20 protein-coding genes are annotated in these 25,957 nt (G+C 69.6%); 12 read left to right on the plus strand and 8 right to left on the minus strand.

Going from position 1 to position 25,957, the window contains the following annotated elements:
- Window positions 1–71: 71 nt before the first annotated feature.
- Genes ccmA through OXS31_RS05390 form a run of 10 tightly spaced genes read left to right on the plus strand, consistent with a single transcriptional unit; the run spans window position 72 to window position 7,780 of the window.
- Window positions 72–677 carry a cytochrome c biogenesis heme-transporting ATPase CcmA gene (gene ccmA / locus OXS31_RS05345; RefSeq protein WP_267398247.1) on the plus strand — a complete coding sequence of 202 codons (606 nt, stop codon included), beginning with the start codon at window positions 72–74 and terminating at the stop codon, window positions 675–677.
- Window positions 674–1,345 (plus strand): heme exporter protein CcmB, encoded by a 672-nt coding sequence (gene ccmB / locus OXS31_RS05350; protein ID WP_027599850.1) that lies wholly within the window; start codon window positions 674–676, stop codon window positions 1,343–1,345. The genes ccmA and ccmB overlap by 4 nt, the downstream gene beginning before the upstream one ends.
- A gap of 10 nt (window positions 1,346–1,355) precedes the next feature.
- Entirely contained in the window at window positions 1,356–2,102 is a 747-nt protein-coding gene (locus tag OXS31_RS05355; protein WP_044340745.1) for a heme ABC transporter permease, read from the plus strand.
- Complete coding sequence (gene ccmD / locus OXS31_RS05360; protein WP_082066211.1) at window positions 2,099–2,275, plus strand: heme exporter protein CcmD; 177 nt, start codon at window positions 2,099–2,101, stop codon at window positions 2,273–2,275. Before OXS31_RS05355 ends, ccmD begins: the two co-directional genes overlap by 4 nt.
- Window positions 2,272–2,727, plus strand: coding sequence for a cytochrome c maturation protein CcmE (gene ccmE / locus OXS31_RS05365; RefSeq protein ID WP_027599848.1), 456 nt, complete (start codon window positions 2,272–2,274; stop codon window positions 2,725–2,727). Before ccmD ends, ccmE begins: the two co-directional genes overlap by 4 nt.
- Window positions 2,724–4,685 (plus strand): heme lyase CcmF/NrfE family subunit, encoded by a 1,962-nt coding sequence (locus tag OXS31_RS05370; RefSeq protein ID WP_169853565.1) that lies wholly within the window; start codon window positions 2,724–2,726, stop codon window positions 4,683–4,685. The genes ccmE and OXS31_RS05370 overlap by 4 nt, the downstream gene beginning before the upstream one ends.
- A complete protein-coding gene (locus OXS31_RS05375) occupies window positions 4,685–5,218 on the plus strand; it encodes a DsbE family thiol:disulfide interchange protein (protein WP_144953166.1) in 534 nt (177 codons plus the stop codon). The genes OXS31_RS05370 and OXS31_RS05375 overlap by 1 nt, the downstream gene beginning before the upstream one ends.
- Entirely contained in the window at window positions 5,215–5,664 is a 450-nt protein-coding gene (locus OXS31_RS05380; RefSeq protein ID WP_027601893.1) for a cytochrome c-type biogenesis protein, read from the plus strand. Before OXS31_RS05375 ends, OXS31_RS05380 begins: the two co-directional genes overlap by 4 nt.
- Window positions 5,661–6,848, plus strand: coding sequence for a c-type cytochrome biogenesis protein CcmI (gene ccmI / locus OXS31_RS05385; protein ID WP_267398252.1), 1,188 nt, complete (start codon window positions 5,661–5,663; stop codon window positions 6,846–6,848). Before OXS31_RS05380 ends, ccmI begins: the two co-directional genes overlap by 4 nt.
- A gap of 35 nt (window positions 6,849–6,883) precedes the next feature.
- Complete coding sequence (locus tag OXS31_RS05390; protein WP_267398253.1) at window positions 6,884–7,780, plus strand: hypothetical protein; 897 nt, start codon at window positions 6,884–6,886, stop codon at window positions 7,778–7,780.
- Here OXS31_RS05390 and OXS31_RS05395 read toward each other — a convergent pair.
- Window positions 7,706–9,811, minus strand: a complete 2,106-nt coding sequence (locus OXS31_RS05395) for an NAD(P)-binding protein (RefSeq protein ID WP_267398254.1) — start codon at window positions 9,809–9,811, stop codon at window positions 7,706–7,708. The genes OXS31_RS05390 and OXS31_RS05395 overlap by 75 nt on opposite strands.
- A 170-nt stretch (window positions 9,812–9,981) precedes the next feature.
- Between OXS31_RS05395 and OXS31_RS05400 the strand changes: the two genes are divergently transcribed.
- Window positions 9,982–16,587, plus strand: coding sequence for a response regulator (locus OXS31_RS05400; protein ID WP_267398255.1), 6,606 nt, complete (start codon window positions 9,982–9,984; stop codon window positions 16,585–16,587).
- A gap of 6 nt (window positions 16,588–16,593) precedes the next feature.
- On the plus strand, window positions 16,594–17,508 hold the full coding sequence (locus OXS31_RS05405) for a diguanylate cyclase (protein ID WP_027599841.1): 915 nt from the start codon (window positions 16,594–16,596) through the stop codon (window positions 17,506–17,508).
- 18 nt (window positions 17,509–17,526) lie between these two features.
- Here OXS31_RS05405 and OXS31_RS05410 read toward each other — a convergent pair whose 3' ends face one another.
- From OXS31_RS05410 to OXS31_RS05440, 7 genes are all read right to left on the minus strand, one after another.
- Entirely contained in the window at window positions 17,527–18,555 is a 1,029-nt protein-coding gene (locus OXS31_RS05410) for a diguanylate cyclase (protein ID WP_027599840.1), read from the minus strand.
- 96 nt (window positions 18,556–18,651) lie between these two features.
- A complete protein-coding gene (cheB, locus tag OXS31_RS05415; RefSeq protein WP_027599839.1) occupies window positions 18,652–19,689 on the minus strand; it encodes a chemotaxis-specific protein-glutamate methyltransferase CheB in 1,038 nt (345 codons plus the stop codon).
- The gene (locus OXS31_RS05420; RefSeq protein WP_267398256.1) at window positions 19,686–21,872 is read right to left on the minus strand and encodes a response regulator; all 2,187 of its coding nucleotides are present in this window, start codon (window positions 21,870–21,872) and stop codon (window positions 19,686–19,688) included. The genes cheB and OXS31_RS05420 overlap by 4 nt, the downstream gene beginning before the upstream one ends.
- The gene (locus tag OXS31_RS05425) at window positions 21,869–22,396 is read right to left on the minus strand and encodes a chemotaxis protein CheW (protein ID WP_044340740.1); all 528 of its coding nucleotides are present in this window, start codon (window positions 22,394–22,396) and stop codon (window positions 21,869–21,871) included. Before OXS31_RS05425 ends, OXS31_RS05420 begins: the two co-directional genes overlap by 4 nt.
- Complete coding sequence (locus tag OXS31_RS05430) at window positions 22,393–23,643, minus strand: CheR family methyltransferase (protein ID WP_267398258.1); 1,251 nt, start codon at window positions 23,641–23,643, stop codon at window positions 22,393–22,395. Before OXS31_RS05430 ends, OXS31_RS05425 begins: the two co-directional genes overlap by 4 nt.
- Window positions 23,640–24,095 carry a chemotaxis protein CheW gene (locus OXS31_RS05435; protein ID WP_267398576.1) on the minus strand — a complete coding sequence of 152 codons (456 nt, stop codon included), beginning with the start codon at window positions 24,093–24,095 and terminating at the stop codon, window positions 23,640–23,642. The genes OXS31_RS05430 and OXS31_RS05435 overlap by 4 nt, the downstream gene beginning before the upstream one ends.
- 2 nt (window positions 24,096–24,097) lie before the next feature.
- Window positions 24,098–25,903, minus strand: a complete 1,806-nt coding sequence (locus OXS31_RS05440; protein WP_027601902.1) for a methyl-accepting chemotaxis protein — start codon at window positions 25,901–25,903, stop codon at window positions 24,098–24,100.
- Window positions 25,904–25,957 lie beyond the last annotated feature (54 nt).

Here is a 25,957-nt window from a genome sequence, read left to right on the forward strand (position 1 = left end):
GCGCCTTCAAGGGCGTGTGCCGGGTTAACGGCCAGCGCCCGACCGACTTTAGTGCCGTGAGAACCCCTGTCTTGAATCAGCCCCTGCTCGACGCCGTCGCGCTCCGTTGCGAACGGGGCGGTCGCCTGCTGTTCGACGACCTGAGTCTGAGCGTGGCGGCGGGCGAATCGCTGCAGATCGGGGGCGTCAACGGCAGTGGCAAGACCAGCCTGCTGCGCATCCTGGCGGGACTGCTGCCGGCGGATGCCGGTACGGTACGCCGGCCCGCCGCCGGCGAACTGCTCTGGCTGGGTCATGCGCCCGGCATCGCCGAGGGGCTGACCGCGGCGGAAAATCTCCATAGCCTGGCCAATCTGTGGCGCCCGACGACCCGGGAGGCCTGCCGGGCCGCCCTGGCGGCGGAGGGGCTGGCCGACTGGACGGACGAGCCCTGCCGGCAGCTCTCGGCCGGCCAGCGTCGCCGCGTCGCCCTGGCCCGTCTCCAGCTGCCCGAACCGCCGCGGCTCTGGTTGCTGGACGAACCCTTCACCGCCCTCGACTCCAGCACCTGCGCGCGGCTGGAAGCGCGCCTGCAGGCGCATTGCGCCGCGGGTGGTGCCCTGGTGCTGACCAGTCACCGCGAGCTGGAAGCCGCCCCGGCCGCCCATCGGCTGCTCTGGCTGGACGCTGGTCGATGAGCGGCGCCTGGCTGGCCATCCTCGGGCGCGAAGGGCGCCTGGCCTGGCGCCGACCGGCGCTGTGGCTCACGCCCCTGGCCTTCCATGCCTTGGTGGTGACCCTCTTTCCCCTGGCCCTGGGGCCCGATAGCCAGCAGCTGGCCGCTCTGGCGCCGGGACTCTTGTGGATCGCGCTGTTGCTGGCCCTGCTGCTCGGTCAGGAAGCCCTGTTTCGCAGCGAGTGGCAGGACGGCTCCCTGGAACTCTGGCTGCTGGCGCCCCAGCCCTTGCCGCTGCTGGTCCTGCTCAAGCTGCTGGTGCACTGGTGCTTCGCCGGCCTCGGCCTGGTGGCCCTGACGCCGGTACTGGCGCTGATGCTGGGGCTGCCCGCCGCGGCCCTGCCGGCGACCCTGGCGGCCCTGACCCTGGGCAGTCTGGCCCTGACCCTGATCGGCGCCATCGGCGCGGCCCTCACCGTGGGCCTGGCCCGTGGCGGGCTGCTGCTGGCCCTGCTCAATCTGCCGCTGCAGATCCCGGTGCTGATCCTTGGCGCCAGCACCCTGGACGCGGCGCGGCTGGGCCTGCCGGTAGCGGGGCTGCTGCTCTGGCTGGGCTGCCTAACCCTGCTGGCCCTGACCCTGGCCCCCCTGGCGATCGCCGCCGGCCTGCGCATCGGCGCGGCCCAATGACGAGGACGACATGAACTGGACCTGGCTGCATCGCCTGGGCTCTCCCGCCATCTTCTATCGCCTGGCCGGCCGGCTGCAGGGGCCCTGCCTGGCGCTGGCCGGACTGCTGCTGGCCGTGGGTCTGGTGTGGGGCCTCTTCCTGGCGCCGCCGGACTATCAGCAGGGCGACAGCTTTCGCATCATCTATGTGCATGTGCCGGCGGCCTTTCTGGCGCAATCCTGCTATCTGCTGCTGGCGGTCGCCGGAGCCATCGGCCTGGTCTGGCGCCTCAAGCTGGCCGATGTGGCCCTGCGCGCGGCCGCGCCGATCGGCGCCTGGATGACGGTGATCGCCCTGGCCACGGGGTCGCTGTGGGGCATTCCCACCTGGGGCACCTGGTGGATCTGGGACGCCCGGCTCACCTCGATGCTGGTGCTGCTGTTTCTCTATCTGGGCGTGATCGCCCTGGGGCAGGCCATCGACCATCGCGAGAGCGCCGCCCGGGCCTGCGCCATCCTGGCGCTGGTGGGCTCGGTCAATCTGCCGATCATCAAGTATTCGGTGGAGTGGTGGAGCACCCTGCACCAGCCGGCCACCTTCAGCTTGGTGGAGCGTCCCCCGATGCCGGCGGCCATGTGGCTGCCGCTGCTGGTGATGGTGCTGGCGTTCTACCTGTTCTTTGCCGGCGTGCTGCTGCAGCGCATGCGTCTGGAAGTGCTCAGGCGCGAATGGCGCAGTCGCTGGGTACGCCTGGAACTGGGCGAGGAGGGCGCGTGAGCGGCGTGGACTGGGCGCAAGCCCTTGGCATGGGGCGTCATGGCCTCTATGTCTGGCCGGCCTTCGGCCTGACCCTGATCGTCCTCGGCGGCCTGCTGCTGCACGGCTGGCAGGCGCGTCGCCAGCTGCAGCGGGAGTTGCGCCAGCGCTGGCGACGGGAGCGGCGGCCATGAATCCGGTTCGTCGTCGTCGACTGCTGTGGATCCTGCTGCTGTTGCTGGGCGTGGGCGGCGCAGCGGCGCTGGCCCTCAGCGCCCTGCAGCAGAACATCAACCTCTTCTATACCCCGAGCCAGATCGCCCGAGGCGAGGCGCCGCGCGATACCCGCATCCGCGCCGGCGGCATGGTGGAGCAGGGCAGCCTGGTGCGCGCCGCGGACTCCCTGGCGGTGAGTTTCGTCATCACCGATTTCCAGCGGGAGGTGCGGGTGAGCTATGCCGGCATCCTGCCGGATCTGTTCCGTGAGGGGCAGGGGGTGGTGGCCCTGGGTCGACTCGACGACCAGGGGCGCCTGGTGGCCGATCAGATCCTCGCCAAGCACGACGAGAAATACATGCCCCCCGAAGTGAGCCAGGCGCTGCGCCAGGCCGGACGGCCGCTCGACGGCGCGAGGCCGGCGCCATGATCCCGGAACTCGGACAACTCTGCCTGCTGCTGGGGCTGGCCATGGCTCTGGTGCAGGGCACCCTGCCGCTGCTGGGCGCCTGGCGCGGTCAGGCCGACTGGATGCGTCTGGCGCGCCCGGCCGCCTTCGGTCAATGGCTGTTCCTGGCGCTGGCCTTTGCCGCCCTGACCTGGGCCTTTCTGCAGGACGACTTCTCGGTGGCCTATGTGGCGGCCAACTCCAACAGTCGCCTGCCCTGGTACTACAAGGTCAGCGCCACCTGGGGCGCCCACGAGGGCTCCCTGCTGCTCTGGGCGCTGATCCTGGCGGGCTGGAGTCTGGCGGTGGCGTGCTGTTCGCGGGCCTTGCCCCAGGCGCTACTGGCGCGGGTGCTGGGCATCCTCGGGCTGGTGGCCACGGGATTCCTGACCTTTCTGGTCGCCACCTCCAATCCTTTTGCCCGCCTGCTGCCGCAATTTCCGCGGGAGGGCAACGACCTCAATCCGCTGCTGCAGGACCCCGGGCTGATCCTGCATCCACCCATGCTCTACATGGGCTACGTCGGCTTTTCGGTGGCCTTCGCCTTCGCCCTGGCGGCGCTGCTGGAAGGCCGGCTGGACGCGGCCTGGGCGCGCTGGGCCCGGCCCTGGACCCTGCTCGCCTGGGCCTTTCTCGGCTGCGGCATCGTGCTCGGTTCCTGGTGGGCCTACTACGAACTGGGCTGGGGTGGCTGGTGGTTCTGGGATCCGGTGGAAAACGCGTCCTTCATGCCCTGGCTGGTGGGCACGGCGCTCCTGCACTCCCTGGCGGTGACCGAGAAACGCGGCCTGTTCAAGGGCTGGACGGTGTTGCTGGCCATCGCCGCCTTTTCCCTCAGCCTGCTGGGGACCTTTCTGGTGCGCTCGGGGGTGCTGACCTCGGTGCATGCCTTCGCCAGCGATCCCACCCGCGGCGTCTTCATCCTGGCCTTCCTGCTGCTGGTGGTCGGCGGCTCCCTGGCGCTGTTCGCCTGGCGCGCGCCGGCGCTCAGCGGCTCGGCGTCCTTTGGCCTGGCGTCGCGCGAGGCGCTGCTGCTGATCAACAACCTGATCCTGGTGACCGCCGCCGCCACGGTCCTGCTCGGCACCCTCTATCCGCTGGTGATCGACAGCCTGACCGGCGCCAAGCTGTCGGTGGGCCCGCCGTATTTCGACCTGCTGTTCGTGCCGCTGATGGCGCTGCTGATGCTGGCCCTGGGCGTCGGGGTGCTGGTGCGCTGGAAAAGCAGCCCGGGTCGCTGGCTGGCGCGCCTGCTGGCACCCATCCTGCTGGGCTGCGCGGCCTTGGCCGGTCTGCTTGGCTGGTGGCTGGATCAGCCCAGGGCGGCGATCCTGGCGGTGCTCGCGTTGGCGGCCTGGATTCTGCTGACCGCGCTGCGCGACGCGCTGGGCAAGGTGGCGGCGCTGGGCTGGCGCCGCGGCCTGCGCAGTCAGCCCCGCAGCTACTGGGGCATGCACCTGGCCCACCTGGGGCTGGCGGTGCTGGCCCTGGGCGTGGTGCTGGCCAGCCAGCTGGATGTGCAGCGCGATCTGCGCCTGGCGCCAGGCGAGCACGTCGAACTCCAGGGCTATCGCTTCGGCTTCGCCGGTACCCAGCACTACGAAGGGCCCAACTTCACCGCCGAGCGCGCCCTGCTGCAGGTCGAGCGCGAGGGCCGGGTGGTCGCCCTGCTGACCCCGGAAAAACGCCGCTATCTGGCCAGTGGCGCGGTGATGACCGAAGCCGCCATCGACGCCGGCCTGACCCGCGATCTCTATGTGGCCCTCGGCGAGCCGCTGGGGCAGGGCGCCTGGGCCGTGCGCCTGCAGATCAAGCCCTTCGTCCGGCTGATCTGGCTTGGTGGCCTGCTCACCGCCCTGGGCGGCCTGCTGGCCCTGGCCGATCCGCGCTATCGCCGCCGGCGGTCGTCTTCCCCTGCCTCTGCCGCGGAGTCCCGCTGATGCGCCGTCGCCTGTTGCTCTGCCTGCCACTGCTGGCCTTTCTCGTGCTGGCCGGCTTTCTCTTTCGCGGGCTCTATCGCGATCCCCAGGCCCTGCCGTCGGCGCTGGTCGGCCAGCCGTTCCCGGCGTTTTCGCTGCCAGGCGTGCAGGACGACCGCCTGTTCACCCGGCAGGACCTGCTCGGCCGCCCGGCGCTGGTCAATGTCTGGGGCACCTGGTGCGTGGCCTGCCGGGAAGAGCACCCGCTGCTCACTCGACTCAAGGCCGAGGGCGTGGTGATCCACGGCATCAACTACAAGGATGACAACGCCAGCGCCCGCCGCTGGCTGGCGGAGTTCCACGATCCCTACCAGCTCGATATTCGCGACGACGAAGGCCGGCTGGGGCTGGACCTGGGCGTCTATGGCGCGCCGGAGACCTTTCTCGTCGATGCCCGGGGCGTGGTGCGCTATCGCCATGTCGGGGTGATCGATCAGCGCGTCTGGGACGCAGACCTCGGGCCGCGCTATCGCGCCCTGGTGGCGACGCCATGAGGGCCGGCTGGCTGCTGCTGTTGCTGCTCTGGTCGATCCTGAGCCAGGCGGCCATCGACCCCTATGGCTTTCGCGACGACGCTGAGCGTGCGCGCTTCCAGGCGCTGACCCGCGAACTGCGCTGCCCCAAGTGCCAGAACCAGGACCTGGCCGATTCCAATGCGCCCATCGCCGGCGATCTGCGCCGCGAGATCCAGCGCCTGATGGCGGCCGGGCAGAGCGATGCCGAGATCATCGCCCACCTGGAGCAGCGCTACGGTGAATTCATCCGCTATCGACCGCCTTTCGAGGGGCGCACCCTGCTGCTGTGGCTGCTGCCGGGCCTGGGCCTGCTGGGCGGTGCCGGCCTGCTGCTGGTCCTGACGCGGCGGCGCCGGCCGGAGCAGGCCTTGAGCGAGGCCGAACGCCAGCGCCTGGCCGCGCTGCAGGCGGAGGAGGAGCCATGATGCCGACCTTCTGGGGATTGGCGGGGCTGCTGCTGATCCTGGCGCTGCTGATCCTGCTGGTACCGCTCCTGCGCGGCGGACCCGCCATGGCGGACCAGCGCGCGGTGCTCAATCGCACCCTCTATCAGGAGCGCCTGGCCGAAGCCCGGGCGCGGGCGGCCCGGGGCGAGCTGGACGACCAGGCCCTGGCGCTGGCCGAAGCCGAGGCCGGCCGCAGCCTGCTCGCCGACAGTCCTGCCGAGGAGGCTTCGCCCCAGCGCCGCGGCCGTCGCCTGGGGGTCGCGGTCGCCTTGGGCGGCCCGGCCCTGGCCCTGGGGCTCTACCTGCTGCTGGGCGGCTGGCCGGCCTGGCAACTGAGTCAGCGTCTCGCCGCGCCGCCGGCCTCGCCCCAGGCGCTGCTGGCCGATCTGGAGGCAGCGACGCGACTGCAACCCCAGGCGGCCGACAACTGGTACCTGCTGGCACGCGCCTATGCCGGCCTGGGTCGCTACCGGGATGCCGTGGCCGCCTTCGAACAGGTCATTCCTCGTGATGGCCGGCGCGCGGAGGTCCTTGGGCAACTGGCCCAGGCCCGCTTCTTCGCCGCCGGGCGCCAGCTGGATGCCCAGGCCCGGGCGCTGGCCGACGAAGCCCTGGCCGCCAATCCCGGGGAGCCCACCACCCTGGGGCTGTTGGGCATGGCTGCCTACGAACGGGGGGGCTACGCCGAGGCGGCAGGCTACTGGCAGCGGCTGGTCGCCGTGCTGCCAGCGGGCGATCCCCTGCGCGCCACCCTCGCCCAGGGGATCGCCCGGGCGGAGACGGCGGCGCGGGCGGCCGGTCAGGCGCTGGCCAAGCCGGGGCTCGAAGTGGAGGTCCGCCTGGCGCCCGCGGTGGCGCAGCGGGTACGGCCCGAGGACAGCGTCTTCGTGCTGGCCCTGGCGGTGGATCAGCCCGGCCCACCGCTGGCGGTACGGCGATTGCGGGTTGCCGATCTGCCCCTCCGGGTGCGCCTGGACGATCGCGACGCCATGCTGCCGCAGCGCAAGCTGTCCGACCACCGGCGGGTAAGACCCGTGGTGGTGATCGCCCGGGGCGGCGATCCGCTCAGGGGCGACTGGCGGCATGAGGGACAGCCACTGGAGCTCCCTTCTAGTGCGTTCAGCCTATTGCGCGTGGAGGCCGGTGATGCCATTGCGCCATGATCGGCCAGGACTCCAACACGCAGGGCAGGGAAGGCATGTACACCTATGAAGACGCCGTCGCGGCGACCCGCGAACTCTGTCGCCAGATCGAGAACGTGCCTGTCCGGCGGCGGGCGGTCCGCGAGGACTTCTACAGGAGCTTTGGCGACGCCGACAACGATGGCCTGAGCTATGGCGATTCGGAGCTGGCCTTTCTCGACTGGGAAATCCAGGCCGGTGTCCTGGATCCGGTGACCGGCAGCGCCTGGTGGCGCAACGTCAATCTGCACTGCATCTATCTGTCCGAGCTGGCCGGTTGCCTGGCGCAGCATGGACTGGCCGGTGACCAGGCGCCCTATCCGACGCGCTGCTGGCTGACCTTCATCGCCGATCCCACCCCGCGTCACTGGTACCGGGCGCACAACGCCTCCATCCTCGCCGGCTTCGCCCTGCATCAGGAAGAGGCTCGCGCGGAGAACGCGGTAGGTCAGCTGTTCCTCAACATCACCCTCTATCGGCTGATGTTCGCCCAGGCGCTGGTGGAGGAGGCGACGCTGTTCGCCGAGCTGGGTGCGCTGCTGGCCGATCCGCGCGGCTTCTCGGTCAAGTTGCTGGTCAGCCTCGCCGAGTTCTATCCCCCGCATTATCCCCTCACCGAGGCGGATCGCGAGGTCATCGAGGGGCACGGGCTGGGTATCGAGGAACTGGGCGTGCGCCTCATGGACGGCTGGATCCGCTTCGAATTACACAAGCTCTACAGCGAGGCCGCCGTCTGGAACCAGGCGCCCGAGTTGCTGGCTTATTTGGACGGCGTCGAGCCGTGCTATCCCCCAGCCGTGGACCACCGCGCCGAGCGCGCAGCGGCCCAGACGGTGGCGCTACTGGAAGGCGTCCTCGCCGGGCAGGACCTCTCGGTGGCCGAGCAGGGCGCGAGCGGTCTGCAGGCCGGATAGGGTCGCCGACTCCACGCAGCCCATGTTGAAGCCGTTGTCGATCCAGTCGCCGGTCAGGTAGAGGTTGCGGCAGACGCTGCCGTCGGTGGTCAGCCGATGGCAGCTGCTGCCGGCCACACTCTGCACATAGCGCTCGCTGGGATCGACGTTGGCGCGCCAATATTGATAGTCGAAGCGCGCCTGGCCCTGGACCTCGGCGGGTGCCAGCAGGAAGTCCCAGCGATAGCCCGCCGGGGTCACGGCTTCCGGCCAATAGGCACCCAGCTTGCCGTTCATGAGGTCGAGGAAGGCCTGCTTCACCTTGGCGGCTTCCTGCTGCGGGTAGTCATCCTTTTTGCCGATGGGCGGAGCGGCCGCGGCGGCGAGCACCCCGCAGAAATAGCTGATGTCCGCCGGCGGCGTGCCGCTCGACCAGTCCTCTCGGTCCACCAGGTAGCTGACATCGGCCCAGGAGTCCATCGCCTGGGCGGCGAAGCCCAGCAGCTCGGGGGCCTGGCCGCCCTCGGGCGAGCCGCTCCAGCCCAGTTGCCAGGCGTCGCGGTTCTGCCAGAGTTGCACGGCCTGGGTGGCGACGGTAGCCACCTGCCGGGTCATGCGCGCGAACGCCGGGTCCAGGGCGCACAGGCTGGGGGCCAGATCGGCCAGGCCGGCCACGGAGATCCCCAGCACCACCTCGTCGAAGTCGCGGTCGACCTGCAGTTCCAGCCGCTCGACGCCTTGCCAGCCGCTCCAGTTGGATTCCAGGTTGATCTGGCCCTCCTGCAGGTCCCGGGCGATCTGGTCGTCGAGCTGCTCGTACAGCGGCGCCGAGGGCCAGCAGGGCAGGCCCTTGACGTCCACCAGCGGCTGGTAGGCGGCGCCCTTGAGCCTGACCTGGCGCTGGATCTGGAGGCGCGTCACCCGCGGCCCCTGGCCGTCGTCGGCGGCTTCGATGGCGGTCACCTGGTGGAAGAAGCGGAAGTCCACCCCGCGGCGCGCGAGCACCTCGTAGTAGGGCGCGAAGACCACGTCGCCCATGCCGGCCTGCATGCGCCAGATAAAGGAGCCCTTGGCCGTGGTCAGGGCCAGCAGGGCGGCGCGCAACACGGTGCCGGCCTCGACGTCGGGCTGGGCGAGATCGCCGTCGCGATAGGCGAAGATGCCGCCGTGCAGGGACTTGAGCACCGCGCCGTCCAGGGTCGCGGCGCTGGCGCCATGACGGCTCAGCCAGGCCTGGAAGGTTTCTGCGTTGAGCGCCGCGAAGCCTTTGGCATAGACCTCGTCGGCGAGCATGCCGATCAGCACGGTCAGGCCGAAGTCCATCAGCAGCCACAGCCGGTGGGCCTTGACGTGGGTCTGACTGCGGTCGTGCAGGATGTCGCCGAGCAGGCCGCGGAGCTTGCGCAGCAGCGCCAGCAGCACGGGATGGTCGACGCCGTCGGACAGCGCCGTGCGGGCCTGCTGCAGCTGGCGCTCCGCCTCGTTCAGGAGTCGCTCTTGCAGCTCCTCGCGGCAATGTGCGCGCAGCCGGGCGAACAGGCCACCTGGCGCAGCGGCGGTCGGGGTCTCGTCCACCTCGCCCAGCCGCAGCAGCCACTCCAGCAGATCGCCGAGGGCGGCCATGAAGGGCTTGGGATTCCAGCCCTCGCCGGGCTTGCCGGGCAACGCCAGGGTGTCGATGGGCCAGGTGGTCCACTGCGCCTGGAAGTCGTCGGCGAAGGCGGTGTGGGAATGTGGGAAGAAGGCCTCGTCGAGGGTCGCCAGCGGCGCGCCGGCGGGCCGGTCCAGTTCCTCGTAGCACTGCCTCAGGTTATGGAAGGCATTGTAGTAGAAGCCGAACCAGACATGGATGCCGTGTTCCTCGATGCGCTGGTGGTCGGTGGCATTGCGTCCGCTGGCCCCCTTGCCGCCGAGACGCCAGCCCTGCTGGTACAGGGTGATCTGGTAACGCTCTTGCCAGTTGGGCTCATTAGTAAGACGAAAGGCGGTGGTGACGGCGGACACGCCGCCGCCCAAGATGGCGATCTTGCGGACAGAAGGTACAGCGTCCATGCCTATTGCTCCGAAGTGTGCAAATTGTTGCACCAGTGGACGAATGCCAGATGATGGCTAGGGTAATATCACTTTATCGAAAAGTTCCCTTGAGACTTTAGCAAGGCAACGGAAATAGTTGAGGCGCTGGCGCGGCGTAGACCGGTCGGCCGAGGATCGAGGCGAACGCGGTGTTGAGGATTCCAGGCTACAGCTGCAAGACGCGGGTGAGCGAAAGCCGCCATGCCCTGATCTACCGCGGCACGCGCCTGGTCGATGGCCAGCCGGTGATCCTCAAGCAGCTGGCCGCCGACTATCCCACGCCCCAGGCCCAGGCCGGGCTGCGCCATGAATTCGAGCTGACCCGCCGCGCCAGTGCCAGCGGGGCGGTGAGCGCCGCCCTGGAACTGCTGGAATACCAGGGTCGCCAGGTGCTGGTGCTCGAAGACATCGGCGGTAGCGACCTGGCCGAGTTGCTCGCCGCCGGGCCGCTGGCGCTGGACGACTTCTTCGACTGGGCGCTGGCCATCGTCCGCGCCCTGGCGCGGCTGCACCGGCTGCGCATCGCCCACAACGACCTCAATCCGCGCAACATCGTCTGCAACTGCACCACCGGCAGCCTGAGACTCACCGATCTGGGCATCGCCACGGCCTTTGGCGCCGTCCAGGGCAGCGACAGCCGCCTGGAGGGCTCGCTGACCTATCTCGCCCCGGAACAGAGCGGGCGGACCGGGCGGCACCAGGACTACCGCAGCGACTTCTATGCGCTGGGCGTGACCTTCTACGAGATGCTCGCGGGCGAGCCGCCGTTCCGCGCCCAGGATCCGCTGGAGCTGGTGCATGCGCACCTGGCGATGCGCGCCCCCTCGCTGGTCGAGCGGGTGCCGACGGTACCGCCGATGCTGGCGGCGCTGGTGGACAAGCTCATGGCCAAGGCCGCCGAAGAGCGCTACCAGGGCTGCTTCGGCATCCTGCGGGACCTGCAGCGCTGCCAGGCGGCCCATCAGGCCGGTGAGCGGATGTCCTTCGCCCTCGGCGACCAGGATCCGCCCGCGCGACTGGTGCCGGTGCGTACCCTGCAGGGGCGCGGCGCGCCGCTGCGCTTGCTGGAAGAGGCACTGGCCCGGGCGACCCTGGGTCGGAGCGAAGCCGTCTTTGTCAGCGGCCAGTCCGGGGTGGGCAAATCGGCGCTGGTGCAGGCCTTCGTCCGCCGCCAGGGCGATCGGGTGCTGCTCGCCCACGGCAAGTTCGAGACCCTTGGCAAGGAGGTGCCCTATGGCGCCCTGCGCCAGGCCGTGCGCGAACTGGTGGAGATCGGCCAGACCCTGGGCGAGGCCTTTGCCGACCGCCTGGTGGAGGGCCTGGGGGGCAATGCCGGGGTGCTGACCGAGGTCTCGCCCGAGCTGGCCAGCTGGCTCGGGCCCCAGGCACCGGTGGCCGAATTGCCGCCGCTGCAGGCCGAGCAACGTTTCGACGAAGCCGTGATCGCGCTGCTGCTGGCCTTTGCCGCGGACTCCCGGCCGCTGCTGCTGTGGCTGGACGATCTACAGTGGGCCGACAGCCCGTCGCTGCGGCTGATCGAGCGCCTGCTGGCCCGCGGTGATCAGGGGCCGCTGCTGCTGGTGGCGACCCATCGTGAAGAGCAGCTGGCGGGCAGTGCCCTGGAACGGTTGCTGGGTGCGGCGCTGATCCGCAATGTGTCGCTGGGACCGCTGTCGCGGGTGGAGATCGAGCGACTGATCGCCGAGCTGCTGCCGGCACCGGCGGAAGACCAGGCGGCCCTGGCCGGCCTCTGCCTGGACAAGACCCTTGGCAATCCCTTCTTCATCGAGCAGCTGCTGCGCAGCCTGCAGCAGGAAGGCCTGCTGGAATTCGACGGCGAGACCGGCCAGTGGCACTGGGAGCTGGCCCGGCTCCAGGCGCTGGACGTCTACGACAACGTCGTCGACTTCATGGTGGGCAAGCTCAAGGACCTGCCGGCCGCCACCTCGCAGCTGCTGCAATGGGCAGCCTGCCTGGGCACCCATTTCTCCAGCGACCGCCTGGCCGCGCTGATGGCGGAATCGCCCGCGGACATCCGCCGGCGCTGCCAGTCGCTGGTGCAGGAAGGCCTGCTCACCGAGCCCGAGGGTGGCCAGGCGGGTGAGCAGACGCCCACCCACTACAGCTTCCTGCACGATCAGGTGCGCCATGCCGCCCATTCGCTGCTGGCGCCCGCCGAGCGCGAACGTGTCCATCTGCGCGCCGGGCAGCTGTATCTGGCCGAAGGCAGCGCCACGCGACTGGACGCGGTCAGTCACCTCAACCTTGCCGTCGCCCTGATCGAGACGCCCGCCGAGCGGCTGCAGCTGCTGGAGCTAAACCTGGACGCCGCCCGCAAGGCGCGCCAGGCCAATGCCTATCCGGCCGCCCAGGATTTCCTGCGCACGGCCGTCGCGCTGATCGACGCCGCCGCCTGGGAGAGCCGCCACGCGCTGCTGTTCCAGCTGCATCGGGAATGGGCCGAGGTCGCGCACCTCTGTGGCGATGCCACCGAAGCCCTGCGCATCTGCGAACTGCTGTTGCCGCGCGCGCGCAGCACCTTCGAGGAAGCCGGGGTGCGGGCCCTGCAGATCGATCTCTACAGCGGCCTCGGGCGCTTTACCGAAGCCCTGACCGTGGCCAAGGCCGGTATCCAGGCACTGGACGAGCCCTGGCCGGAGGCACCGGACGCCATCAATCAGGCCATTGGCGCCGACAGCGCCGAGGTCGAGGCCTGGCTGGCCACGCGCAACCCGGCGGCGCTGCTCGACCTGCCGCGCATGGAAGACCCGCGCGCCCAGTTGCTGATCCGCCTGCTGGGCCTGCTCTGGGGGCCGGCGATCAACGTCGACCTGCCAATGAGCCTGCTGGCGGTCATGCGCATCGTCAAGCTGTCGATCCAGTACGGCAACGGCGATCTCTCGCCCTTCGGCTATGCCAACTACGGCTCGCTGCTGTCGGCCTTCCACGGTCGCTACGAGCTGGGTTATCAGGTCGGGCGGCTGGCCGTCGACCTGGTCGACCGCACCGGCAATCTGCCGCTCAAGTGCAAGGTCTACACCATGTTCGCGGTGACCAACAGCCCCTGGTCGAGCCCCATAGCGGACAACGTCGCCCTGCTGCGCGAGGCCCTGGCGGCCGGTCAGCGCACCGGCGAGATCATCTTCACCGCCTACAGCGCCTTCCACATCCTCAAGCACCTGCAGCACGCCGGCGCGCCGCTGGACGACATCCTCGGCGAAACCGCGGAGATCGAGCGGATCCTGCTAGGGATCGGCGATCCCAACACCCTGGAGATCTTCACCATCCTGCGCCAGTCGCTGCGCCTGCTGCAGGGCCTCACCCCGAGCCAGGAGACTTGGGACGAGGAGGGCCAGGACGAAGCGGCACTGGTGCGGCAGATGCAGGACAGCGGCCATGTCCTCTGCCTGAACTACTACGACTTCAACAAGATGCAGGCGGCGCTGCTGTTCCGCCGACTGCCCCAGGCCCGGCAGCACGCCGAAGCCATGGAGGCCTCGCTGGCGGCCAGCTTCGGCTGGTTCAGCATCGCCGAGCACGCCTTCTATCAGGCGCTGATCCTGCTCGCCGAGGGCGAGCTGGCGGGCGAGACCCTGGCCAAGATCGAGACCGCCCAGGATCGGTTGAGTGGTTGGGCGGCGCACTGCCCGGAAAACTTCGCCCACAAGCGCGACCTGGTGGCCGCTGAACGGGCGCGCCGCGAGGGCCGCGCCGACGCCGCCATGGACCTCTATGAGCAGGCCCTGGAATCCGCGCGGCTGCATGGCTTCCGCCAGGGTGCGGCGCTGGCCGAGGAACTCTATGGGCGTTTCTGGCTGGAACAGCAGCGTCCGCGCATCGCCCGGTCCTACCTGCAGGACGCCCAGCGCAGCTATCTGCACTGGGGCGCCGCAGCCAAGGCCCAGGCGCTGGAAAACGAATTTCCCCACTGGTTGCGCGTGGCCGAGGCCACTCCCCTGACGGTGCAGCGCACCCAGGCCCAGTCCACCAGCGACATCATGCGCCTGGACTGGCTGTCGGTGCTCAAGTCGCTGCAGACCATCTCCAACGAACTGGCGCTGGATCAGCTGCTGGCGCGGATGATGCGCATCATCCTGGAGGAGGGCGGCGCTCAGCATGGCTTGCTGCTGTTGCCCGAGGGCGGGCGCTGGCTGGTGCAGGCCTCGGTCTGCAGTGGCGCCGCCGAGCCCAAGGTGCTGCAGGGACTGCCGCTGGCGCTGAACGAGCAGGATGCCGGCGAGGGTCTGGTGCCCCTGACCCTGGTGTCCCATGTGATTCGCCATCGCGAGCCGGTGATTCTCGACGACGCCGCCCGTGCCGGTCGGTTCGTCCGCGACGCCTACATGCGCGCGCGCCGTCCGCGGTCGGTCTGCTGCCTGCCGGTGCTGCGCCAGAATCGCCTGATCGGCATCCTCTATCTGGAAAACAACCTGCTGGCCCAGGCCTTCACCCCGGGGCGGTTGCAGGTGCTGAGCATCCTGGCCACCCAGGCGGCGATCTCCCTGGAACACGCGCAGATTTACGAGACCCTGGAGCAGCGCGTCGGCGAGCGCACCCTCGAACTGGACCAGGCGCGCATTCGCGCCGAAGAGGCGGCCGCGGCCAAGTCGCTGTTCCTGGCGACCATGAGCCACGAGATCCGCACCCCGCTCAATGCGGTGATCGGCCTCAGCCGCCTGACCCTGGGTACCAGGCTGTCCGGCGAACAGCGCGGCCATGTCGGCAAGATCCTCGATTCCGGCGAGACCCTGCTGAGCGTGATCAACGACGTGCTCGACTATTCGCGCAACGAAGCCGGCGGTACCCAGCTCGAACAGCTGGGCTTCAACCTGGCCAAGGTGCTCGAACGAACCCTCAATCTCTGCGCCCTCAAGGCCCATGAGAAGGGTGTCGAACTGGTGCTGGATTGCGGTCCGGACATTCCCCTGGCGCTGGAAGGCGATCCGCTGCGCCTGCAGCAGGTGCTGGTCAATCTGCTGAGCAATGCGGTCAAGTTCACCGAGCGGGGCCATGTGCTGATCCGGGTCGGCGCGGTCTGCGAAGCCGGTCGTGCCCATTTCAGTCTGGCGGTGGAAGACACCGGCATCGGCCTGACCGAGGCCCAGCAGGCACAACTCTTCCAGCCCTTCACCCAGGCGGACGGTTCCATCAGCCGCCGCTATGGCGGGACTGGCCTGGGCCTGGCGATCTCCCGCCAGCTCACCGAACTCATGGGCGGCACCCTCGACGTCCACAGCGAAGCCGGGCGCGGCTCCTGCTTTACCCTGCGGCTGACCCTGCCCGTGGTGGGCGAGCCCGAGCGGCTGCCCAGCCAGACCCCGCGCCAGGTCCTGCTGGTGAACGACCACGGCCTGGCCCGGCGCACCCTGGGGCAACGGCTACGCGAACTGGGCATGCAGGTGGTGGAAGCCGAATCCACCGAGCAGGCCCTGTCGGCCATGGCCACGTCGGTCTTCGAACTGGCCATCGTCGACTGGCGCCTGGGCGGCGAAGACGGCCTGGCCCTGGCGCGCCAGCTGCGCGCCCGGCAGCCGGAGTTGGCAGTGACCCTGCTGGCCTCGCCCTACGAGGCGGAAGAGGTGCGCAGCCTGGGCGAGGATCTGCCGGGTCTGGAGCTTCTCGACAAACCGGTTACCGGTCCCGCCGTGCAGCGACTGCTGTCCGGACTGGGCCTGGCGCCGGTCGCCGCGCCGACGGTGGGCCAGAGTGTGGTGGATCTGCAGGGCATCCGCCTGCTGCTGGTGGACGACAACGCCATCAACCGCCAGGTGGTCATCGGCTTCCTGCAGGGCAGCGGCATCCTGATCGACGTGGCCGAAGACGGCCAGGCCGCGCTGGACCAGCTGGAACAGCAGCGCTACGACCTGGTGCTGATGGACGTCCATATGCCACGCCTGGACGGCCTGTCGGCCACCCGCGAATTGCGTACCCGACCGGCGCTGGCCGGGTTGCCGGTCATCGCCATGACCGCCAACGGCCTGCCGGGCGATCGCGAGCGCTGCCTGGATGCCGGCATGAACGATCATCTGGTCAAGCCGCTCGATCCCGCCGAACTGTTCCGCATCATCGCCGCCTGGGCCAATCTCGAGCAGCTGCAACGGGCCGAGCGCAAGGCGGTGGAAGAGGTCGTGGAGGTCAAGGAGATCGGCGTGCTGGCGCGGGCGCGTGCCAGTGCGGTGCTCGAACCCGAGTCGGCGCTGCGCCTGCTGCGCGGCAGCGCCGAACTCTATGAACAGCTGATCCGCGATTTCCGCGTGCAACAGGCCGAATTGCCGGGGCGGATCTCCGCCTGGCGTGCGGCGGACGATGTCACCGCGCTGTTTGAGTGCGCCCACGGCCTGCAGGCCACCGCCGCCTATGTCGGCGCCATCGACCTGCAGGAAGCGGCGCAACGCCTGACCAACAGGATCCGCCTGGCCCAGCCCATCGGCGAGGACGTGCGCCGCCTGCACGCCGAGGCTGAGCGCTGCCTGGCGTCTCTCGACGAGATCCTGGTCGAGGTGGCCGGTGGCGAGGAGGGCACGGTCGAGGAGCTGGAGGCCCTGCTCGAACGCCTGGTCGGGCTCCTGCAAACGTCGGATTTCGCTGCCGAGGAGGTCCTCGACACCCTGTTGCGCGCCTGCGTGAGCACGCCCCACAGCGCCGACGTGGTGCGCATCCGCGAATGGGTGAACGAGGTGGAGTTCGAGCATGCCGCCGATGCCACCGCGGATCTGCTGCGACGGGTGCGGCAGGCCGGATCACGGTCGAGATAATTGCCCATGGAGGGGCGCCGTCCGGACCTGCCGTTGATCCTCATCGTCGACGATCAGAAGAGCAATCTGCGCGTCCTCGGCGACCTGCTGCGCGACGAGGCGCGCATCATGCTGGCCAAGAGCGGGGTGCAGGCCCTGACCAAGGCCGCCCGCGAGCACCCCGACCTCATCCTGCTGGACGTGGTGATGCCCGGCATCGACGGCCTGCAACTGATCCAGCTGTTCAAGCGCCGCGCCGAGACCAGTGCCATCCCGGTGATCTTCATCACCGCGGCCAATGACCTGCACCGCGAGGTGGAGTGTTTCGAACTGGGCGCCAGCGACTTCATCCAGAAGCCCTTCAATCCTCTGGCCGTGCTGGCGCGGGTGCGGCTGCACCTGCAACTGGCCCGCCAGCGGCGGCTGCTCGAAGAGCTGGCGCACATGGATCCGCTGACCGCAGTGGGCAATCGCCGCCGCTTCGACGAGCAGCTGGCGATCGAGTGGCAGCTGGCGGTCAGCCGGCGGGGCTCGCTGGCCATCGCCATGCTCGATATCGACTACTTCAAGCAGTACAACGATACCCACGGCCATGGCGCCGGGGATCAGGCGCTGGCGCGGGTCGCTCAGGTGCTGGAACAGCGCATCCGCGAGCGGGATTGCCTGGCGCGTTATGGGGGGGAGGAGTTCGTGCTGCTGCTACCGGGCGCTTCGCGCACGGCCGCCGAGGCGGTGCTGGAACGCTGTCGGCAGGGCATCGCCGAATTGCGCATCGCTCATCCGCTGGCCGAGGACCGGCTCTGGCTGACCATGAGCATGGGCCTGGCCTGCTGTAATCCGACCCCCGAGCAGACCCCGGAGGGCCTGCTCAAGGCCGCCGACAACCTGCTCTACCAGGCCAAGGCCGAAGGGCGTAATCGCCTGGTCAGTCGCAGCTTCTAGGTTGCAGCCGCCGCGTCCCTAGGCCGGGAGGTCCTTGCCGCTGCCCTTGACCAGGTGCACCCGGTTGCGGCCTTCGGCCTTGGCCTGGTACAGCGCCTGGTCGGTGCGCTCGATGAAGGCTTCGTGGTCGTCACCGCTCTGCGGCTGGATGCTGCCGACGCCGATGGAGATGGTGACGAAGCCCAGGTCGCTGCCGGAGTGGGCCACCTGCAACCGCTCGACACCGGCCCGGCAGGCCTCGGCGACCTTGAGCGCGCCCTCGGCGTCGGTCTCCGGCAGCACCATGGCGAATTCCTCGCCCCCGTAGCGCGCCACCAGGTCGGCCGGTCGCTTGAGTTGCTCGGTGAGCACCGCCGCCACCTTCTTCAGGCAGAGATCGCCGCTGAGGTGGCCATAGGTGTCGTTGTAGCGCTTGAAGTGGTCGACGTCGCACAGCAGCAGGGCCAGCGGCTGGCGATTGCGCCGGGCTCGCAGCCATTCGCCTTCGTAGGTCTGGTCGAAATGGCGGCGGTTGTTGATGCCGGTGAGGCTGTCGATGGCCACCAGCTTCTGCAGCTGGATATTGGCCTCGGCGAGCTGGCGCTGGCTTTCGCGCAGGAAGCGAAAGGCCTCGTCGCGCTGGGCGCGCAGCACATGGGCCTCGGAGTGGTAGCGCACCCGCGCCAGCAGTTCCAGCTTGTCGGGCAACTTGACCAGATAGTCGTTGGCGCCGGTGGCGAAGCTCTGCGCCTTGACCTGGGGGTCCTCCTTGGAGGAGAGCACCACGATGGGCACGTCGCGCAGCGCTGGTTCGGCACGGAAACGCTTGACCGTTTCCAGGCCGTCGATCTCCGGCATGATCAGGTCCTGCAGGACCACCGTGGGCTTGAGTTGCAGGGCCATGCTGACCGCCTGGTGGGCGTCCAGGCAGTAATGCAGCTCGATGTCGGGCTGATCGGCGATCATCCGCCGCAGGGCTTCGATGATGATCAGCTGATCGTCCACAAGCAGCAGGCGCACCTTGGGTGCGGTCAGGCTGTCCAGGGTATTACCCTCGTGCGTGGCCATTACTGCGAGTCCTTGTGCGGGCGGGGTCAAACGTCCCGCGTCTCTTCTTGGCCAGTCCCTGCCACTGCGTCGTCCAACGCTCCTGTTGGCGACCTGTCATATGCTGTTCCGCGAGCCGTTGCCGAAGCGTCGTTGCAGCCAGGCACCGATCTGCGTGGGGCTGAGTACGCGCTCCGCGGCGCCCATTCTAACCGCAGCCGCGGGCATGCCGTATACGGCACAACTGGCCTCATCCTGGGCCAGGGTCGGACAACCGCTCTGGCGCAGGGCATAGAGGCCGCTGGCGCCATCACGGCCCATGCCGGTCAGCAGGATCCCCAGGGCCTTGGCGGCCCGCAGCGGGTGGCTGGCGAGGTTGTCGAAGAACACATCCACCGAGGGACGATAGGGGTAATCCACCGGTTCGGCGGTGTAGGCGAAGCGACCGCGCTCGTCCAGCAGCAGATGGTCGTCACCCAGGGCGACGGACACCTGACCGGGGGCGGGCAGGGCGCCGGGCAGGGCGGCGGTGACCGGCCAGGCGATCTGGGTGCCGAGCCAACCGATGAAGCTGGGGGCGAAGCGCCGATCGATGTGCTGCACCAGCACCACGCTGGCCTGGGGCGTGGGCGCCCAGGCCTCGAACAGACTGACCAGGGCTGCCGGGCCACCGGTGGAGGCGCCGATGGCCACCAGGGTGTCCGGCGTCGCCTGGGCGCGATCGGCGGGGGCGGCAGCGCTGACCGGTTGCGGGCGGGCGGCGCGTTCCGGCAGGCGCACCAGGGGTTCGATACGGGCGATCTTGCGCAGCAGGGCGCCGCCGTCGGCGCCGCCGCTCAGGGCCGGGGTGGCGGTCACGTCGAGGGCGCCGGCGCCCATGGCGCGAAACACGCCTTCGCAGTCGTCGGGGGTGGCGGTGACCATGAGGATGGCGCAGGGCGACTGGGCCATGATCCGGCGGGTGGCCTCGATGCCGTCCAGACGGGGCATCTGCAGATCCATGAGGATCAGATCCGGGCGGTCCTCGGCGCAGCGCGCCACCGCTTCCTCGCCATCGTGGGCGATCCAGGCGACCGTATGGCGACCGTCGCCCGTCAGCAGGCGGCGCAGGGCTTCGGTGGCCAGCAGCAGATCGTTGACGATGGCGATTCTCATGGCGCTCCGATGAGGTCCTGCACGGCGGTGATCAGGGCATCGTCGTGGAAGCTGCCCTTGGTCAGGTAGTAGTCGGCACCGGCCTGCATGCCCTTGAGCCGGTCTTCCGGGCGATCCTTGTAGGACACGATCATCACCGGCAGCGCATGCAGACGCGGATCGCGGCGCACCAGTTCCACCAGTTCGATACCGTTCATGCGGGGCATGTCGATGTCCGACAGCAGCATGTCGAATTCGCCGGCGCGGACGGCGTTCCAGCCATCCATGCCATCCACCGCGACCTCCACCTGGTAGCCCTGGCCTTCCAGCAGCTTGCGCTCCATCTCGCGCACCGTGAGGGAGTCGTCCACCACCAGAATACGCTTGACCCGCCGGCTGTCCAGGATGGCGCCGCTCTGCACCTGGCGCAGGCGGCCTTCGCCGAGCAGGCGCTCGATGCCGGTGAGCAGATCGGCGACGTCCAGCAGGAGCACCGGACTGCCGTCGTCGAGCAGCGCCCCGGCGGTGACCGAGCGCAACTTGCCAAAGATCTCGTCCAGCGGCTTGAGCGCCAGGCCCTGCTCGCCCCGCAGGCGATCCACCACCAGCCCGTAGCGCCGGTCGCCGCTGCCGATCACCAGCACGGCGAGATCGCCGCTGGGTGGCGCGCCGTCCAGCTCCAGCAGCTGATGGGCGGCGACCAGGCCCAGGCGATCCTCGCCGAGCAGGAAGAAGGCCTTGCCCTCCAGCGAGTGCACCGCGGCCGGATCCAGACGCAGCACCCGTTCGATCCGGTTGACCGGCAGGGCATAGGCCTCGCCGGCGATGTCGACGATGAGGGCGCGGACGATGGAGCGGCTGACCGGAACCAGCAGGTGGGTGCTGAAGCCCAGCCCCGGGCGGGTTTCCAGGCGGACCTCGCCATCCAGGGCGCGAATGGCGTCAGCCACCACGTCCAGGCCCACGCCGCGCCCGGACAGCTCGGTCACCGTCTCCTTGAGACTGAAGCCGGGCAGCAGCAGGAATTCCAGTAACTCCGCCGGGCTCAGCTCGGCGGCCACTGGCGGCGGACTGAGGCGGCGGGCGATCACCGCGGCGCGGATGCGCTCCAAGTCCAGGCCACGACCGTCGTCGTGCAGACTGACCTGCAGGCGGCCGGCGACATGCCGCGCCTCGAGGCGAATCTGGCCGCACTCGGGCTTGCCCAGAGCGCGGCGTTCGGCCGGGGTTTCCAGGCCGTGGTCGACGGCGTTGCGCAGGAGGTGATTGAGCGGGCTTTCCAGCCGCGCCAGCACCTCGCGATCGATCAGGGTGTCGGCGCCGTCCACCTGCAGCACGGCGTCCTTGTCCAGCCCCCGGGCCAGGTCGCGCACCAGTCGCGGAAAGCCCTGGACGGCATCGCGCAGCGGGCGCATGCGCACCCCCAGCACCTCGTCCAGCAGCCCCTGGCAGACCCCGAGCAGGCGCCGCTCATAGGCTTCCAGGGCCTGCAGCTGCTGCTGATAGCGATCGAGCAGGCCTTCCTGGCGCTGACGCAACTCGCTGCTGACCGCCTGGGCCTGGCCGAACAGTCCCTGCAATTCGGCGCGATAGCCCTGGAAGCCCTGGACCAGGCCATGCAGGCCGAGGCCCATGACCCGCGCCTCGCTAGTGAGGGCGAGAATCTGGTTGAAGCGACCACTGTCCACCCGCAGCGGATCCCGACTGCGCTCGGCGTCGGGTGCCGGTTCGTCCTGGACCGCCGGGGCAGGCATCGGCTCCTGGGGGGCGGCCACGACAGGCGGGGGCGCTTCGCTGTCAGTGGCGCTGAGCGCCTGCGCCAGTGCCCGCTGGGCATCACGCTGCTCGCGCTGCCAGCGCTGGCTGGCGGCTTCGTCCAGGCGACTGACCTCGCCGAGAACATCGACGCAGCGAAACAGCTGGTCGATATCCGCCGGTCCGAGCCTGCGGCGCCCGGCCTGAACGGCGACCAGGCAGTCCTCCATGGCATGGGCCAACTCCACCAGGCCGTCGAGATCGACGATGCGCGCCGCACCCTTGATGGAATGGGCCGCGCGCATCATCGGCTCGATCACCCCCGTGTCTGAGGGATCGCGCTCCAGACGCAGCAGGCCGGCATCCAGCGGCTGCAGATGACTCTGCACTTCGCTGGCGAAGAGATCATAGAGGGACATCTCGCGCACATCGCGCGGTGGCTGGCTCATCGCAGCGCCTCCTCCAGGGCTCGCTCCAGCCGTGGCAGATCGAGCAGACCGACCTGGTACTCGCCTTCGCGATAGACACCGCCCAGATAGCTGAGCAAGTCGCCGCCCAGGGTCGCGGGGGGCGGCTGCACCTCGCCGGGGGCATAGCGCTGCAGCCCCAGCACCTCGTCCACCTGCACGGCCCAGTCGCGGCGGCCGACATGCAACAGCAGCAGGCGCGGAAAGCCGCGGGTCTGGGCACCCGGTGCCACCGCCAGCAGCAGCTCCAGGGCAATGCAGGGCTGCAGCTGGCCGCGTACCGGGACGATGCCGCGCAGCAGCGGCGAACGCCGGTGAGGAACGCGGTGCACGGCGGTGGGTTCGGTGGCGGTCACCAGGCAACTGCCCGGCAGCCCCAGCCATTCGGCGCCCAGACGAAAGACCAGGGCGCTGGCCGAGCGCGCCTGGCGGTCGTCCAGGGGTTCGGCATAGTGCTCGGCCCAGGCGGCGCGCTCCAGGGCGCTGAGTTCACGATTCAGGCTCATGCGTCGTCACCGGCGCGGGTCTGGATGCGCGCGGCGCGCTCGCGCAGGCGTCCGGCTTCGTCGAGGCGGCCGGCTCTTTCGCAGATTAGCGCCAGGCGACAGAGGGCGGGATAGTGCCCCGGCTCCAGATAGAGGGCCTGGCGCAGCGCCCGCTCGGCTTCGGCGGCGCGGTCGTCGGGCAGGATCAGCGCCAGCAGGAAGTGGGCACCGGCCTGGCTGCGATCCGCCTCGAGCAGGTTGCGCAGCAGCGCCTCGGCTTCGGCGCCACGCCCGGCGTCGGCCAGGCGCTGGGCTTCATCGAGCGGCTGAGCGCTGCTGGCGACCGGTGTTATCGGAGCGGGTGCGGGTGTGCTTCTGGCGCGCAGGCGGGCGGGCAGCGGCGGCGCCGGGGGCGGCGGTCGCACCGCGGCCTTGCGCCGTGGCGACGCCGGCTGTGGGTGCGGACGCGCGGGTTCGGCGCCTGCGGCCTGGCGTTTGACCAGTGCCGAGGCGTGGGCCACGCCCAGGCTGGCGAAGCCATGCCGCATGGCGCTGACCATTTCCGAACTGCCGACGCAGAGCAGGCCGTCGTCGTGCATCAGGGCGGCCAGGTGGCTTAGAGCACGGCCCTGGGTCTGGTCGTCGAAATAGATCAGCAGATTGCGGCAGAGCACCACGTCGAAGGGCGCGCCGTCGCGCAGACTGCCCAGCTGCAGGATGTTGCCCTGGCGAAAGCGCACCTGGTTGCGCACCCGTTCGGCCAGGCGCTGGCGATCGCCCTCGGCTTCGAAATAGCGATCGCGAAAGCCGAGGTCGCGGGCGCGAAAAGAGTTGCGCCCATAGAGGCCGCGGCGGGCGCGCTCCAGGGACGGCTCGTTGATGTCCACCGCGGTGACCTGGAAGGCCTGTGCGGGCAGGCCGGTATCGAACAGCGCCATGGCCAGGGTATAGGGTTCTTCGCCGGTGGAGCAGGGCAGACTGAGCAGCCGCACCGGCGCGCCGCTGCGGGCGTGGCGCTCCTGGGCGAAGCGGGCGGCGTGGGCGATCGCCTGGGGATCGCGAAAGAACCAGGTCTCGGGGATGACCAGCAGGTCCAGCAGATCGGCGAATTCGCCTTCGTCGTCGAGGATGCGCGCCATATAGGCCTCCGCATCGCCCTCCTGGCGCTCGCGCAGGCGCTGGCGGATGGCGCGACCGAGCATGTCGTCGGCGATGGCCAGACCGGTGCGCGCCCGCACCAGGGGCGCCAGCCGGGGATCGAGCTTCACGCGGCCTCCTGGAACAGCAGGGCGGCCAGGGTTGGCGAGAGCAGCCGGTCGGGTTCCAGCCACAGCCAGAGGCCCTCGGGCGTCTCCAGCACTTCGCCGAGCCAGGGGTAGTCGGGCAGGCGGACGCCGGCCGGTCGCGGCGCGCGGGCGGTGACCCGGCGCACGCCGGCGACACCCTCCACCACCAGGCCGAGCGGATGGCTATCGCCCTCGGGCAGGGTGAAGTCCACCAGCAGGATGCGGGTATCCTGGCGCGCCCGGGCCGCCGGGCCGCCGCTCATGGCGGTGACGTCGACCACCGGGATCGCCGCGCCGTGCAGATTCATCAGGCCGGCGACGCCCGTGGGCGCCGCAGGAAAGCGGGTGAGCTGCAGCAGGGGCAGCACCTGGCGGATCGCCGTCGTCGGCAGGGCCGCCGCGGCCTCGGCCAGCTGGAAGACCAGGATCTGCATGCTCAACGAGTGACCGAGAAGGTGGCGACGCTGCTCTGCAGGTCCTGGGCTGCCTGCTGCAGGTACTGGACCGCCTCGCTGGTAGCCTTGAGCGCCTCGGTGGTCTGCTGGGTGCTGTCGTTGAGCTGGGTGATGGTCTCGGCGATCTGGCCGGCGCCCACGGCCTGAGACTGCATGCCCTCCAGGACGATATCGAAGCGCGCCGGCAGCTTCTGTACGTCCTCGATCACCTCGGCCAACTGATCGCTGACGCTGGCCACCTCCTGCACGCTGCGGCGGATTTCCTCGGAAAACTTGTCCATGCCCATGACGCTGGCGGAGACCGCGGAATTCATGTCCTTGAGCATCTGCTCGATGTCGTCGGTGGCGGCGGTGGTCTGGTCGGACAGCCGGCGGATCTCGGTGGCCACCACCGAAAAACCCCGCCCGGCCTCGCCGGCCTTTTCCGCTTCGATGGCGGCGTTGAGCGACAGCAGGTTGGTCTGGTCGGCGACCTTGGTGATGGTGGTCAGCACCTTGTTGATGTGGCTGGACTTTTCCGACAGGGCGGCGAGCTTGGCGTTGATGGAATCGGTGGCGGCCACCATGCGCTGCATGGTGCCGTCCATGCTCGCCAGGCTGCTCCGCGCCTGCTCCGCGCCCTGGGTGGTCTCGTCGGCGACCTGCACGGCTTCTTCCATGGTGCGTACCAGGGCGTTGGCGTTGGCAGCGATCTCCCGCGTGGTGCTCAGCACTTCCACGCTGGTCTGCGCCTGCTCGATGCTGGTGGCCTCCTGCTGGCGGGAGGAGGCGGCGATCTCGGTGGTGGAAGAGGTCACCTGGATACCGGCGCGCTGCACCTTGGCGATCATGCCGCGCAGGTCCTCGATCATCTTGCTCAGGCCGCGAGCCAGTTGGCCGATGGCGTCGTCGCCGGTGACGCTGGTGCGCCCGGTGAGGTCGCCCGCGGCAGCCCGGTTGACCACCCCGAGCAGGTCGTCCACATCGGCGCGCAGGCGGTGCATCAGCGCCTGTTCGCGCGCGTGGTCGTCCTGGATCTGCTGCGCCATCTGATTGAAGGCCAGGCCCACCTGGGCGAGTTCGTCACGGCCTAGCACCTGCACCCGAGCGCCGCTGTCACCGGCGGAGATGCGCGCCACGGTGTCGGTCAGGCGCCGAATCGAGCGCAACAGGTGATGGGACAGCAACCAGGCGATGAGGGCGGCCAGCAGGACGCAGAAGGTGCCGCCGGCCACCAGGGTCCAGGTCAGCTGGTCACGCACTTCCTCGGTATGGCCCGCCCGTTGCGCGGACAGCCGGCGCTCTTCGTCGCCTATGCCCTGGATCTGCTGGCGCAGGTTGGTGACCTGGGTGGACAGGGCGGTGACCAGCGGTTCGTTGGCCAGTTGAGCCGGACTGAGGTTGCCCGTCTCGCGCAGGCGCAGGAGGGGCTCGAAGGTGTTCTGCCGCCAGTTGTCGAGATCGGCGCTCAGGCGCGCGAAGCGCTGCTGCTGGCTGGCGTTGTCCTGGGTCAGTTGCTGGGGCACACGGACGGCCGCGGTCAGGGACGTCAGCGCCTGGCGCGCGGTATCGGCATCGGCGCTAGCGCCTGAGTACCAGAAGGTGCGCAATCTGGCGCGGGTTTCCAGCAGGTTGTTGTCCAGCGCCGTAACCGACAGCAGCACCTCGGCGGTGTGCCTGTCCCAGCGGTTGGCGTCGACCAGGCTCTGCAAGGCGGCATAGGTCAGCCAGAGCAGCAGGACCACCAGGGCGATGATGGCGGCGAAGCCGGCGAAGAGTTTGTTCTGGATGCGAATGTTGTTGAGCATGGGCACCGGCGCAGACGGACAGAAGCAGGGAGAGCGAGCCCTGGGGACCACTCG

This window comes from Pseudomonas sp. GM_Psu_1 (assembly GCF_026544185.1).
Classification (GTDB): Bacteria; Pseudomonadota; Gammaproteobacteria; order Pseudomonadales; family Pseudomonadaceae; genus Chryseomonas; species Chryseomonas oryzihabitans.